This is a genomic window from Acidovorax sp. 93 (genome assembly GCF_003633835.1).
GTDB classification, from domain to species: Bacteria; Pseudomonadota; Gammaproteobacteria; order Burkholderiales; family Burkholderiaceae_C; genus Acidovorax; species Acidovorax facilis.
The window spans coordinates 4,670,987-4,683,363 of the sequence record NZ_RBIT01000001.1 but is presented as its reverse complement, the minus strand read 5'-3'; the positions used below and the strand labels follow the sequence as shown (position 1 = coordinate 4,683,363).

At 66.3% G+C, this 12,377-nt stretch carries 11 protein-coding genes; 4 read left to right on the top strand and 7 right to left on the bottom strand.

All coding sequences use genetic code 11. The features are described 5' to 3' along the window. Positions 1-67: 67 nt before the first annotated feature. Both C8C93_RS21290 and C8C93_RS21285 read right to left on the bottom strand, forming a co-directional pair. The gene (locus tag C8C93_RS21290) at positions 68-301 is read right to left on the bottom strand and encodes a hypothetical protein (RefSeq protein ID WP_121508209.1); all 234 of its coding nucleotides are present in this window, start codon (positions 299-301) and stop codon (positions 68-70) included. After that, positions 298-3,222: a DNA topoisomerase III gene (locus C8C93_RS21285; protein WP_121508208.1), complete on the bottom strand. Its 2,925-nt coding sequence runs from the start codon at positions 3,220-3,222 to the stop codon at positions 298-300. The genes C8C93_RS21290 and C8C93_RS21285 overlap by 4 nt, the downstream gene beginning before the upstream one ends. Positions 3,223-3,353: 131 nt before the next feature. Here C8C93_RS21285 and C8C93_RS21280 point away from each other — a divergent pair, with 131 nt between their 5' ends. Genes C8C93_RS21280 through C8C93_RS21270 form a run of 3 tightly spaced genes read left to right on the top strand, consistent with a single transcriptional unit; the run spans position 3,354 to position 5,603 of the window. Further along, positions 3,354-3,956 (top strand): SET domain-containing protein, encoded by a 603-nt coding sequence (locus C8C93_RS21280; RefSeq protein ID WP_121508207.1) that lies wholly within the window; start codon positions 3,354-3,356, stop codon positions 3,954-3,956. Continuing rightward, complete coding sequence (locus C8C93_RS21275; protein WP_121508206.1) at positions 3,953-4,816, top strand: biotin--[acetyl-CoA-carboxylase] ligase; 864 nt, start codon at positions 3,953-3,955, stop codon at positions 4,814-4,816. Before C8C93_RS21280 ends, C8C93_RS21275 begins: the two co-directional genes overlap by 4 nt. Before the next feature lie 46 nt (positions 4,817-4,862). Beyond that, positions 4,863-5,603: an SPOR domain-containing protein gene (locus C8C93_RS21270; protein WP_121508205.1), complete on the top strand. Its 741-nt coding sequence runs from the start codon at positions 4,863-4,865 to the stop codon at positions 5,601-5,603. A gap of 45 nt (positions 5,604-5,648) precedes the next feature. Here the strand turns inward: C8C93_RS21270 and C8C93_RS21265 are convergent, their stop codons facing one another. From C8C93_RS21265 to C8C93_RS21245, 5 genes are all read right to left on the bottom strand, one after another. Further along, positions 5,649-6,650, bottom strand: coding sequence for an MBL fold metallo-hydrolase (locus C8C93_RS21265; protein WP_121508204.1), 1,002 nt, complete (start codon positions 6,648-6,650; stop codon positions 5,649-5,651). Positions 6,651-6,756: 106 nt separating this feature from the next. Further along, the gene (locus C8C93_RS21260; RefSeq protein WP_121508203.1) at positions 6,757-8,208 is read right to left on the bottom strand and encodes a sensor histidine kinase; all 1,452 of its coding nucleotides are present in this window, start codon (positions 8,206-8,208) and stop codon (positions 6,757-6,759) included. A gap of 232 nt (positions 8,209-8,440) precedes the next feature. Further along, positions 8,441-9,115, bottom strand: coding sequence for a response regulator transcription factor (locus tag C8C93_RS21255; protein ID WP_055394601.1), 675 nt, complete (start codon positions 9,113-9,115; stop codon positions 8,441-8,443). 139 nt (positions 9,116-9,254) lie between these two features. Further along, positions 9,255-10,184 carry an N-formylglutamate amidohydrolase gene (locus C8C93_RS21250; protein WP_121508202.1) on the bottom strand — a complete coding sequence of 310 codons (930 nt, stop codon included), beginning with the start codon at positions 10,182-10,184 and terminating at the stop codon, positions 9,255-9,257. Between the two features lie 121 nt (positions 10,185-10,305). Next, positions 10,306-11,271 (bottom strand): tripartite tricarboxylate transporter substrate binding protein, encoded by a 966-nt coding sequence (locus tag C8C93_RS21245; protein WP_121421568.1) that lies wholly within the window; start codon positions 11,269-11,271, stop codon positions 10,306-10,308. Positions 11,272-11,379: 108 nt separating this feature from the next. Here C8C93_RS21245 and C8C93_RS21240 point away from each other — a divergent pair, with 108 nt between their 5' ends. Then, the gene (locus C8C93_RS21240) at positions 11,380-12,357 is read left to right on the top strand and encodes a LysR substrate-binding domain-containing protein (RefSeq protein WP_121508201.1); all 978 of its coding nucleotides are present in this window, start codon (positions 11,380-11,382) and stop codon (positions 12,355-12,357) included. The last annotated feature ends 20 nt before the right edge of the window (positions 12,358-12,377 follow it).

Here is a 12,377-nt window from a genome sequence, read left to right as displayed (position 1 = left end):
GCGCCATCATCTGCGCAGCGCTGTGCCGGATGATGGCAGGCTTCACCCGACAGCAGCACAAGCACCGTCAGCGTGTGCGCTCTTTCGTCACGCCGACATCGATGTCGCCAAACACGGTCACGCCGCTAGCACCCTGAGGCTGCTGCTGGCTGGCAGGGTCGCTGGAGCGCGCAGAGCCTGCGGTGCTGCTGCAACCACCCAGCGCACCGGCAACCGCCAAAGCCGCCAGCGCGGTGCGCCAGAAGCCCTGTGCGAACCGTGCGGGCGATGCGGCGTGTTCCGTGTGGAGCGGCTGCATCATTCGCCGCCCAGGTGGTTGCCCAGGATGCCCGCAAGCTCGAACATGCCCGCGCTGTCCTTGCCAAACACGGCGCGCAGCTTGTCGTCGGCGACGATGGTGCGCTTGTCCTTGGGGTCTTGCAGGTTGTGGGCCTTGATGTATTCCCACATCTTCTTCACGGCCTCGGGGCGCGCCACGGGTTCGTTGCCGATCACGGCAGCCAGCGCGGCACTGGGGGCCTTGCCAGCGGCGGCCTTGCGCGGTGCCTTGGTGGCAGCGGTCTTGGTGGCTGGGGCCTTTTTGGCAGCGGCAGGTTTGGCGGATTTTTTGGCTGCAGCGCTTGTCTTGCCTGCCTTGGCAGCTATCGTTTTAGCAGCAGCGCCTGGGCGCGGCGGGAACTTGCTGGGCGCAAACTCAAAGTTGACCTTGCCCGCCTCCTTGTCCCACGCCAGGTGGGCCTTGAAGGCGCGGCGCGTGCGCATGCTCACGAACTTGTCGAGCAGGTCGGTCTTGCCGGTGTCCAGCAGCTTGGTCATCTGCTCGCGCTCCACAGGCTGTTGCAGGATGATCTTGCCGCTTTTGAAGGTGCAACTCGGTGTGGGCTGCGCAGCGGTGGGCACGGCCTTGCTGCACACGTAGTTGCTGCCGTGCTCGTGCACTTCCGATCCGCAGATGGGGCAGGCACCCAGCGACGCGTCTTCAAACTCGACGATCTCGCCGGACTCTTCGCCCTTCTTGTCATCGCCAAAGTCGAATTCGAGCTTGTAGTTGTGCGCTTCGTCGTCGTACTTGATGACGATCTCGGACGTGAAGGGCCAGCCCGCCTTGGAGCGGAAGCCTTCCAGCGGGCCGATCTTCTTGTCGCGCAGCAGGGCGTTGGCCTCTGCGGTTTCAAACGTGCGGCCTGCGGGCGACTTGCCAAAGCTGAAGCCGCAGCCTTCCGAGCCGGGCTTGCCCACGCAGGCAAAGCGGCGGTAGTTCTCTTTGACCACGCCGCCGCAGTTGGGGCACGGCGATTCGAGCGTGGCGTAGTCGCCGGGGATGGTGTCGCGGTCGTATTCCTTGGCCTTCTTGACCATGCGCTCGGTCATAGCGGCGATCTCGGCCATGAAGGATTCGCGGCTGAGCAGGCCCTTTTCCATTTGCGAGAGCTTGAACTCCCACTCGCCGGTCAGGTCGGCGCGGCAGAGTTCTTCGACCTCCAGCCCGCGCAGCAGCGTCATCAGTTGAAACGCCTTGGCCGTGGGGATGATCTCGCGGCCTTCGCGCAGCATGTACTTTTCAGTCAGCAGGCCTTCAATGATGGCCGCGCGCGTGGCTGGCGTGCCCAGGCCTTTTTCCTGCATGGCTTCGCGAAGTTCGTCGTCGTCGATCTGCTTGCCCGCGCTTTCCATGGCGCCCAGCAGCGTGGCTTCGGAATAACGTGCGGGCGGTTTGGTCTTGAGGCCCTTGGGGTCCACCTGCAGGGTGTTGACCATTTCACCGGGCTTCACGGGCACCAGGTTCTGGCCCTTGTCGCCGTCCTTGCCGCCTTCCACCTCCTCCGCCGCTTCCTTGCCGTAGATGGCCAGCCAGCCCGGCTTGACCAGCACCTTGCCTTCGGTCTTGAAGCTGTGGGGCGCCACGGTGCTGATGCGCGTGGTCACGGTGTATTCAGCGCTGGGGAAGAACACCGCCATGAAGCGGCGCACCACCAGGTCGTACAGCTTTTGTTCGGCCTCGCTCAGCCCGCTGGGCGCCTGCAGCGTGGGGATGATGGCAAAGTGATCGCTCACCTTGCTGTTGTCGAAGATGCGCTTGGACGGGCGGATGTAGTTGTTGTTCAGCGCGGTGAGCGCGTGCGGCGCCAGGTGGCGCATGCCGCTGTCGGCCAGCATCTCGAAGGTCTGCTTGGCCACGGGCAGATAGTCTTCGGGCAGCGCGCGCGAGTCGGTACGTGGGTAGGTCAGGGCCTTGTGGCGCTCGTACAGGCTCTGCGCCAGCGCCAGCGTGGTCTTGGCCGAGAAGCCGAACTTGCCGTTGGCCTCACGCTGCAGGCTGGTCAGGTCGAACAGCAGGGGCGAGGCTTGCGTGGTGGGCTTGCTCTCTTCGGTGACGGTGGCCTTCTTGCCGCGCACGGCGTTGGCAATCGCCTGGGCTTCGGCTGCAGACCACACGCGGTCGGCGCGGGCCTCCACATCCTCGCCCTTCTTCCACTTGGGGTCGAACCACTTGGCGGGGTATTCACCGGCCTGGGCGCCAAAGGTGGCGTGGATTTCCCAGTAGTCGCGGCTGATGAACTTGCGGATCTTTTCTTCGCGCTCCACCACCAGCGACAGGGTGGGCGTCTGCACCCGGCCCACCGTGGTCAGGAAGAACCCGCCGTCGCGCGAGTTGAACGCCGTCATGGCGCGGGTGCCGTTGATGCCCACCAGCCAGTCGGCTTCAGAGCGGCTGCGGGCTGCACTGGCCAGTCCCGCCATCTGCTGCTCGGTGCGCAGGGCGTCAAAGCCGTCGCGGATGGCCTGGGGCGTCATGGATTGCAGCCACAGGCGCTTGACCGGCTTGCCCAGGGGCTTGGCGCCGCCAGCGTATTGCTCGATCAAACGGAAGATCAACTCACCCTCGCGGCCCGCGTCACAGGCGTTGATGAGTTGCGTCACGTCCTTGCGCTTGGCTTGCTTGACCACGGCGTTCAGGCGCGTCTTGGTCTTGTCCACGGGCTTCAGGTCGAAGTACGGTGGGATCACGGGCAGGTGCGCAAAGCTCCACTTGCCACGCTTCACGTCAAACTCTTCGGGCGCCTGGATCTCTACCAGGTGGCCCACGGCGCTGGTGACTACATAGCGGTCGTTCTCGAAGTGGTCTTCGTGTTTGTCGAACTTGCCGGCCACGGGGGTCAATGCGCGCACGATGTCTTGCGCGACAGAGGGTTTTTCTGCAATTACCAGGGTCTTGGTCATTTTGGGGCTCTCGCCAGTCATTCTGGTTGCCCGGGTTCCGGGCGCTTCTACAATTCGGGTCTCACGCGCATGCACACGCATACACGCGCACGCACACATGTGTGCACTATCAAGTTAACAGAGTTTTTGCCATGCCCCGCTCCGCATCGCCTGCCGCCCCCACCCTTGCACCGGGCCGCCGCATCCAGACCCGGCGCTCTGGCGTCCATGGCAAGGGCGTGTTTGCCGTGCAGGATATTGCGGAAGGCGAAGTCCTTGTGGAGTACACGGGCGAAGTGATTGGCTGGCAGGAAGCGCAGGACCGGCACCCGCACGACCCCCTGCAACCCAACCACACGTTCTACTTTCATGTGGATGAAGACCACGTGATCGACGCAAAGTTCGGCGGCAATTCGTCGCGCTGGATCAACCACAGCTGCAACCCCAACTGCTACGCCGATGAGCGGGACGGCCGCATTTTCATCACCGCGCTGCGCAATATCAAGGCGGGCGAAGAGCTGAACTACGACTACGGCCTGATCATCGAAGAGCGCTACACCAAGAAGCTCAAGGCCGAATACCCCTGCTGGTGCGGCAGCAAGAACTGCCGGGGCACGCTGCTGGCGCCCAAGCGCGGCTGGGCACCACCGGTGCCGTTGCCACCATCCAAACCCTCTCCAACCAAGTCTTCCGCCAAAAAAGCCAAAGCCCCCAAAGCGCCTTCAACCACCAAGCCACGGGGCCGAAGCCAGTGAGCGCCGCCTCCCCCATCCGCTGGCCCGCCGAGGCCATCTGGGAAGCAGTGTCACCGCTGTTACCGGGCTTTACCGTCGAGGTGCTGCCCACCATCGACTCCACCAACACCGAGCTGATGCGCCGCGCGCGCAACGGCCAGTGCGAGCCCACGCTGCTTGTGGCCGAGCAGCAGACCGCAGGGCGCGGGCGGCTGGGGCGGGTGTGGCAAAGCGATGTGGGGGCTTCCCTCATGATGTCGCTGGGGCTGCCGCTGGCGCCGCAGGATTGGTCGGGTCTCTCGCTCGCTGTGGGGGTGAGCGTGGCTGAAAGCCTGCAGCCCGTGCTGCCCGCTCTGGGCGCCGACCAGCCCGCGCGTGTGGGGCTCAAGTGGCCCAACGACCTCTGGCTGGGCGGCGCGGCGGGTGACCGCAAGCTGGGCGGCATCCTGGTGGAGACTGCGAGTTTTGTGGCGCCCCAGGCGGCCTCTGCTGCAACAGCCAGTGCCAGCACCGCACGGTATGTGGTGGTGGGCATCGGCATCAACGTGCTGCCGCGCAGCGCCGAGGGCATGAGCATGCCGCCCGGCAGCTTGCAGGACGTAGAGCCCGGCTTGGACGCCCCCACCGCGCTGCTGCGCATCGTGCCGCCACTGGTGGCCATGCTGCGCTCGTTTGAAGGCTACGGGTTTGGCCCCATGCAGCCCCGCTTTGCAGCCCGCGATGTGCTGCAGGGCCGGGCCGTGACGCTGAGCGACGGCCACACCGGCACGGCGCACGGCGTGGGGGACGATGGTGCGCTGCTGGTGCACACTGCGGGCGGCATGCAAGCCATCACGAGTTCCGAAATCAGCGTGCGGCCCACTGCGGTGCCTCCGGTGTGAAGAAGCTCCCTTTGTTGATCTCGATGTTCCTGAAAGGCCGCGCTCCATGCTCCGTCTTGCCGTGATCGCACTGCTGCTGGCCAACGCGGGCTACTACGCGTGGTCGCAAGGGCTGCTCAAGGACTGGGGCTTTGCCCCCGAGGAACAGGCTGAGCCGCAGCGCATGAACCAGCAGATCCGGCCCGAGACGCTGCAGATCCTGCGTGTGAACCCCAGCAAAACATCTTCTTCCCCCTCCTCTTCTTCGTCCTCCCCCCCACCCGCTCCCTCCACCCCCGGCACGGCCACCGCATCGGCCGACGTGGCGCCTTCCGCCGCTTCCTCCCCCCCCCCTGCCGATACCGCCGAATGCCTGCAGGCCGGTGTATTTGACGAACGCCAGGCCGACGCCCTGCGTACCGCCGCCGCCAACCTGCCGCCGGGCAGCTGGCTGCTGGAGCCCACGCCCATCCCGGGCCGCTGGATGGTCTACATGGGCCGCTTTGAAGACCTGGAAACGCTGGACCGCAAACGCGCCGAACTGCGGGCCCGCAAGGTAGACCACGACCGGGCAGGCGGCACACTGGAATACGGCCTCTCGCTCGGCCGCTTTTCGTCCAAAGAGGCCGCAGAGCGCGAACTGGCCAACCTGGGCAACAAGGGCGTGCGCACGGCCCGCGTGATCCAGGAGCGGCCCGAGTCCCCCGGCTTCACGCTGCGCCTGCCCGCCGTGACCGACGCACTGCGCCCGCAGTTCGACGCGCTGCGCAGCGCCATGGCGGGCAAGACGCTGCGCAACTGCGCGTAACCGCAGCAGCGGCGATGGCGGGGCCATCGCTTGCGCCGCCGGTTGTCACATCGGGACGGCGCGCGTCTCGCCGTGGCGCATGAGCCAGACCCGGTCCTGCGGCAGGCCGCGCTGCGCCAGTGCAGCGGCCACGTCGCGCGGAGGGTGGTCAAACGCCTCCTGCGTCAGCATGAACGTGCCCCAGTGCACGCCCATGGCCTGCTTGGCGTCCACATCCAGCATCAGCTGCACGGCGTCCTCGGGGTTCACGTGCATGGGTTTCATGAAATCGCGCGGCAGGTAGGCGCCGATGGGCAGGGCCAGGAAATCCACAGCCCCCAGGCGCTGGCGGATGGCCTTGAAGTCGTCGCTGTAGCCCGTATCGCCCGGAAACAGAAACCGCCAGGGGTCCCCAGCGTTCGGGCGCGCCCATTCCAGCGCGTAGCCGCCCCACAGCGAGGCGTTGGTATCCCACGGGGTGCGGCGGCTCCAGTGCTGGGCGGGCGTGAAGTGCACCCGCACACCCGGGGCGATGTCGGTGTGTTCCCACCAGTTCAGCTCGGTCACGGGGCCCATGCCGCGTTGGGTGAACCAGTCTCCCAAGCCCCGGGGCACCACAAAACGCGGCGACTGGCCCGCGTCGCGCAGGCGGCGCAAGGTGCCGTAGCAGAGGTGGTCGTAGTGGTTGTGCGAGATCAGCACCACGTCGATGGGCGGCAGCTGCTCGGGGGTCAGCGGTGCCGGTACGCGGCGTGGTGCGCCAAAGCGGCCGAGTGGCCCGGCAAAGCCGCACAGTGTCGGGTCCATGAGCACGTTCAGGCCTGCCACCTGCAGCAGGATGGACACATGGCCCAGCCAGGTGACGAACGGTGCCTGCGGGCGCTGCGCCAGGCGCGCGTGGTCCACGGGCGCGCTCCACTGCCGGGCAAAGACTTCATAGCCCCCGGCGGGGTCCGAGCGGGGTTTGAAATCGCCGCGCAGCGAGCGCCACACCATCTCGTACCAGGGGAAGTTGCCAATGACGACGCCGGGGTGGGTGTTGGCAAAACGGCTGGGTGATGGGGGCATGGTGGCAGCTTCGGGTCAAAGAGGTCGCATGATGCCGCAGCCGGGTGCGGGGCGGTGGGGCGCAGTGCGTCGCCCCTGCGGCGTGCCCGTATTCGGGCAGTGCTGTTCAGCCGCCGGCCACTTCATCGCGCGCGGCAAAACGCACGCTGAAGCGCGCGCCCGGCGGCTGCTGGCCCGGGCGGGCGTCCTCCAGCGTGACCTCGGCCTCGTGCTTGCGCGCAATCTCCAGCACGATGGGCAGGCCCAGACCGGAGCCGTCGGCCTCGCTGCCCAACGCACGGTAGAACGGCTGGAACACCAGTTCGCGTTCGGCTTCAGGCACGCCTGGGCCTGAGTCTTCGACCTGCAGCAGCAGCACATGGCCAAAGGTGTCGGCTAGCACGCGGGCCGTGACCACGCCCGGCTTGTCGGGCGTGGAAGGGGTGTAGTTGAGGGCGTTGTCCACCAGGTTGCGCACCAGTTCCTTGAGCAGCGTGGGGTTGCCGTCGAGCAGCACGCCGGACGAGCCCGGCTCTGCACCGTCGTAGCCCAGGTCGATGTGTTTTTCCAGGGCGCGGGGCACCGAGTCGCGCACCACCTCGATGGTGAGCCGGGCCAGGTCGCAGGGCTGGCGCGCAAAACCCACGCCGCTGCCCTCGGCGCGCGCCAGCGCCAGCAGCTGGTTGACGGTGTGTGTGGCGCGGATGCTGGAGCGGCCAATCTGCTGCAGCGAGCGCTTGAGTTCCTCGGTGCTGGTGCCCTCGCGCTGGGCCAGGTCGGCTTGCATGCGCAGGCCTGCCAGAGGCGTCTTGAGCTGGTGCGCCGCATCGGCCAGAAAGCGCTTTTGCGTGGCCAGCGAGTCGTTCAGGCGCTGCAGCAGGTCGTTCACCGAGGCAACGAGGGGCGCCACTTCGAGCGGCACCGTGCGGTCGTCCAGCGGGGAGAGGTCGTCGGGGTTGCGCGCGCGGATGCGCTGCTCCAGCTGGTTGAGCGGCTGGATGCCCCGCGCCAGCGCCAGCCACACCAGCAACACGGCCAGCGGCAGGATCACGAACTGCGGCAGCATCACGCCCTTGATGATTTCGGTGGCCAGCACGCTGCGCTTTTCGCGCGTTTCGGCCACCTGCACCAGCGCCACGGGGGTATCTGGCAAGGGCAGGCGCACCCAGATGTAGGCGACGCGGATCTCGATACCGCGCATTTCGCCGTCGCGCAGGCGCACCTCGCCGGACATGGGCACCTCGTCGGCGGGCGGCTCGGGCAGCTCGCGCTCGCCGGAGAGGAACTCCCCGCCGGGGCCCAGCACCTGGTAGTAGACGATGTCGGACTCATCGGCCCGCAGGATCTCGCTGGCAGGCTGGGGCAGGTTGAACTGCACCTTGTTGCCCGCCACGCCCACCAGCTGGGCGAGGGCGTGGGCGTTGTATTCGAGCGCCCGGTCAAACGGCTTGTTGGCCAGGCCCTGCGCCACCAGCCAGGTCAGCGCCAGGCTGACGGGCCACAGCAGCAGCAGCGGCGTGAGCATCCAGTCGAGGATTTCGCCGAACAGGGATCGCTGCTCTCGCTGGAATATTTTCAAGGCGTTCGCCGTGGTGTTTTTGAATGATATTGGCCTCTAGCGCTTATCTATCAAGCGCTAGTAGCTATCATTTTTAAAGCATTCAATCGGCACGTCATGTCCGTCCACAGCATGTGCAACTGACGCGGCCAACGCCAGTGCACCCGTGGAACTGGCTCCGCCAGGCCACCGGGTGCGGCCCCCTCCCGAAGGAGAGGGGGAAGGCGCGAAGCGACTCAGGGGGTGCTTCATATCAACCTGGAATCTTTTCCAAACAGTAGCCCAGGCCGCGCACGGTAGCAATGCGGATGGGCCCGCCTTCGATCTTCTTGCGCAGCCGGTGGATGTAGACCTCGATGGCGTTGTTGCTGACTTCTTCGCCCCACTCGCACAGGCGCTCCACCAGTTGCTCCTTGCTCACCAGGCGGCCCGCGCGCTGCAGCAGCACCTCCAAGAGGCCCAGCTCGCGCGCCGACAGCTCGATCATCTTGCCGTCGATGGTGGCCACGCGGCCGGCCTGGTCGTACACCAGCGGGCCGTGTTTGATGGCGCTGCTGGTGCCGCCCATTCCCCGCCGCGTGAGGGCGCGCACGCGGGCTTCCAGCTCCTGCAGGCTGAAGGGCTTGGCCATGTAGTCGTCGGCACCAAAGTCCAGGCCCTTCACACGCTCTTCCACGCTGTCAGCGGCGGTGAGGATGAGCACGGGTAAGGCGGAGCCTCGGCCGCGCAGCTTTTTGAGCACCTCCAGCCCGTGCATCTTGGGCAGGCCCAGGTCCAGGATGAGCAGGTCGAATTCGTTGTTGGTCAGGAGCGCTGCATCGGCCTCGGTGCCGCTGGCCACGTGGTCCACCACGGCTCCCGAGGCGCGCAGGGTGCGCAGCAGGCCATCGGCCAGCACCTGGTCGTCTTCGGCAATGAGAATGCGCATGCGTTGTCTCCTGGTGAGGTGGCGGCGGTCTGGTGCCGCGCCTGTACCACGATTTTAGGCGCCGCAGTGCCCCGCTGCGCAGAGAACACGGCGCCTGTGGAGCGCGTGTTCCCCGGCGGCCTTGCCCGTGAGTGCAAGGTTAGCGCGGGTCGTGCGCCAGCACCTTGCTGACCAGGGTTTTCAGGTCGGCCTGCAGCCGCGCCATGCCCTCGGGCACCTGCGCCAGCGTGCGCTCGTCCATGTAGAGCTTGCGGTTGATCTCGACCTGGATGCTGTGGCGGTGCTGCGCAGGGTTGCCATAGCGGCGCACCAGCTCCACGCCTTTGTAGGGGTGGTTGTATTCGACGCTGTAGCCACACGCGCGCAGGTGATCGCAGATCAGTGCGGACAGCGCGGGGCTGGCCGTGGTGCCGTCGCGGTCGCCCACCACGAAATCGGCGTGTTCGAGGCCCGGAAACTCGGTGGCAAAGCGCCCGGCCACGGCGGGCATGGAATGGCAGTTGAGGTGGATGCTGTAGCCGTGGCGCGCATGGGCGGCATCAATGGCCTGGGCCACTGCCGCGTGGTAGGGGCGCCAGCATTGGTCGATGCGCGCACGCACTTCGGCCACGGTGAGCTGGCGGTGGTAGATGGGCTCACCCTCGTCGGTGAACTTCCAGATCAGGCCCTTGCCCAGGCGCACCTTGCTGAGCACCTTGGGGTCGGTGGAGATGGGGTCGGTCCATTCGCCGTCGATCAGGCTGGTATCCAGCTCGGTGGTGTCGCGGTTGGCATCCAGGTAGATGCGGGGGAAGTGGGCCTCGACCCAGGCCACGCCCAGCGCCGGGGCAAAGGCGTAGATTTTTTCGACATGGGTGTCTTCCGCACGGCGCAGGGTGGCCAAGGCGAGGGCGGAGCCAAAGTCGGCGGGGTACTGAGTGCCGCTGTGGGGAGAGTCAAGCACCAGCGGTGTACTGCCGGACACCGCAGTGACGGTGGCAGATGGTTGCGTGGCCTGCCCGGGTGAACCGGTGGCTCCCGGTTGGGCGTGCTGAAAGCGGTGGTGGATCAGTTTCAAGGCTGAATGCATAGGCAGAGTGTGCGCAAAATGGGGCGGCGGGCCTAGCCGTCCAGACCGGGCGAAGACTATGGTTATCCCTGTGACGGTCTTCCCCGGCTATGGCCGCCGGGCCCGCGGGCCCGGTGTGGGTTCAATCGAGCACCACCTTGGCGTAGGCGGCAACACCCTTCATTTTCTCGATCTCACGGGCGATCTGTGCGGTGAATTCCTTGGAGGTTGTACCGGAGGGGTACAGGCCCTGACCCGCCAGGCGCTCGCGCACGGCAGGTTCCTTGAGGGCCTGGGCCACGGCCTGCTGGATGCGGTCTATGGCCGCGGCGGGCGTCCCCGCCGGGGCCACCATGCCAAACCAGGAGGGCTCGTTGGCCTGTTTGTAGCCCACCGCCGCATAGGTGGGGACATCGGGCAGGACTTCCAGCCGCACTGGCCACGACACGGCCAGCGCCCTGAGCTTTCCAGCCTTGATGTGGGGCAGCGAGGAAGCCACCTGGTCAAAGTACACCCCGACCTGGCCAGCCAGCACGTCGTTGATGGCCGGACCCGCACCGCGGTAAGGGATGTGAACCATGGAGACACCTGCGCTGCGCTTAAACAGCTCGCCCCACATGTGTCCGATGGTGCCGTTGCCCGGAGTGGCATAAGCCACTTTGCCGGGGTTGGCCTTGAGATAGCTCACCAGCTCGGCGAGGTCCTTGACGGGCAGGACGGCCGGGTTGACCACCACCACGCCGGGCGCTTTCACGATCTCGGTCACGCCCACAAAGTCCTTGATCGGATCATAAGGCAGCTTGCTGTACACGGCGGGGTTCACGCCGTGGGTGGACAGCGTGGCCACGCCCAGGGTCAAACCGTCCGCAGAGGCCCGCGCCACTTCAGCCATGCCGATGGAGCCGCCTGCGCCGCCCCGGTTTTCCAGCACCACGGGCTGCTTGAGGATGCGGGCCAGTGACTCCTGCAAGCTACGGGCGGTGATGTCGGTAGCGCCGCCGGGGGGAAAGGGCACGATGATACGCAGAGGCTTGACCTCTTGCGCCAAGGACATTCCAGGAACGAAAGATACAGCGGCCAGCGCTGAAAGCATATGACGGCGTTGCATGGGTTCTTCTCCTATAAGGAGCCACAAGGTTAAGTGAGGCATACACAACCACCAAGCAACGGATACGCCTGATAACATTCCATTCTGGAATGATTAGATCCAACAACCATGTCCTCCCTTCGTCGGCTGTCGCCCCCTTTGCACCTGTTGCGCGCGTTTTCCATGGTCACGCGGTTTGGCAGCGTCTCGCGCGCTGCCGAGGCCTTGCACCTCACGCAAAGCGCGGTCAGCAAGCAGATCAAGGAGCTGGAGGGCTGGGTGGGCGTGGCATTGTTTGAGCGCAGCCGCAAGCGCTTGGCGCTGACGCCCGCGGGCGAACGCTACGAGAAAGCCGTGCGCGCTGTGCTGGCGCAGCTGGAGGCCGCCACCCTGGAGCTGATCACCAGCGACGACGGTGGCGGGGCACTGCACCTGTCCAGCCTGCCCACGTTTGCGGCCAAGTGGCTCATCCCGCGCCTGCCGCAGTTCCAGCAGCTGAACCCGCAGGTCACGCTGCACTTCGTGCCCTACGTGCACAGCTACGACTTCGAGCGGCCCGAGCTGGACTGCTCCATTCTGTTCGGTGAAGGCCACTGGCCCGGCGCACACGCGCACTACATCACGGGCAATGAGGTGGCCTTGATCGCCCCGCGCACCCGCGTGGCCGACTGGACCATCGACACGCCAGGCGATGTGGCCCACCACACACTGATGCGCCACGTGACGGTGCCTGAAGCATGGCTGCGCTGGAGCGAGACGCACGGGGTGGAGGCCCTCATCGACCCGCTGGCCGGGCCGCAGTTCGACCAGTTCCAGACCATGATCCGCGCGGTGATGGCCGGCATGGGCCTGGCGCTGGTACCGCGCTGCCTGGTGCAGGATGAAATCACGGCGGGCCTGGTGCGCGAGCCCCTTGCCGACCATCCGCTGCGCGGCGGCTTCCGCAGCGACATGGGCTACTGGTTTTGTTACCCCGAGGGCCGCACGCAGCTGCAGGCGCTGCAGTGCTTTCGACAGTGGCTGCTGGCGTGTGACTCGCCTGGGGGTGAGACAGTGCTTTCGCCACCCACACCGGGCGCAGGGCCGATCGCGCTCGCTCCGCGGTGACGCCTTGCTGACAACAGGCC

Coding starts and splice junctions, on each gene's coding strand:
- C8C93_RS21290 (WP_121508209.1), bottom strand. CDS start 301: ATGATGCAGCCGCTCCACACGGAACACGCCGCATCGCCCGCACGGTTC.
- C8C93_RS21285 (WP_121508208.1), bottom strand. CDS start 3,222: ATGACCAAGACCCTGGTAATTGCAGAAAAACCCTCTGTCGCGCAAGAC.
- C8C93_RS21280 (WP_121508207.1), top strand. CDS start 3,354: ATGCCCCGCTCCGCATCGCCTGCCGCCCCCACCCTTGCACCGGGCCGC.
- C8C93_RS21270 (WP_121508205.1), top strand. CDS start 4,863: ATGCTCCGTCTTGCCGTGATCGCACTGCTGCTGGCCAACGCGGGCTAC.
- C8C93_RS21265 (WP_121508204.1), bottom strand. CDS start 6,650: ATGCCCCCATCACCCAGCCGTTTTGCCAACACCCACCCCGGCGTCGTC.
- C8C93_RS21255 (WP_055394601.1), bottom strand. CDS start 9,115: ATGCGCATTCTCATTGCCGAAGACGACCAGGTGCTGGCCGATGGCCTG.
- C8C93_RS21250 (WP_121508202.1), bottom strand. CDS start 10,184: ATGCATTCAGCCTTGAAACTGATCCACCACCGCTTTCAGCACGCCCAA.
- C8C93_RS21245 (WP_121421568.1), bottom strand. CDS start 11,271: ATGCAACGCCGTCATATGCTTTCAGCGCTGGCCGCTGTATCTTTCGTT.
- C8C93_RS21240 (WP_121508201.1), top strand. CDS start 11,380: ATGTCCTCCCTTCGTCGGCTGTCGCCCCCTTTGCACCTGTTGCGCGCG.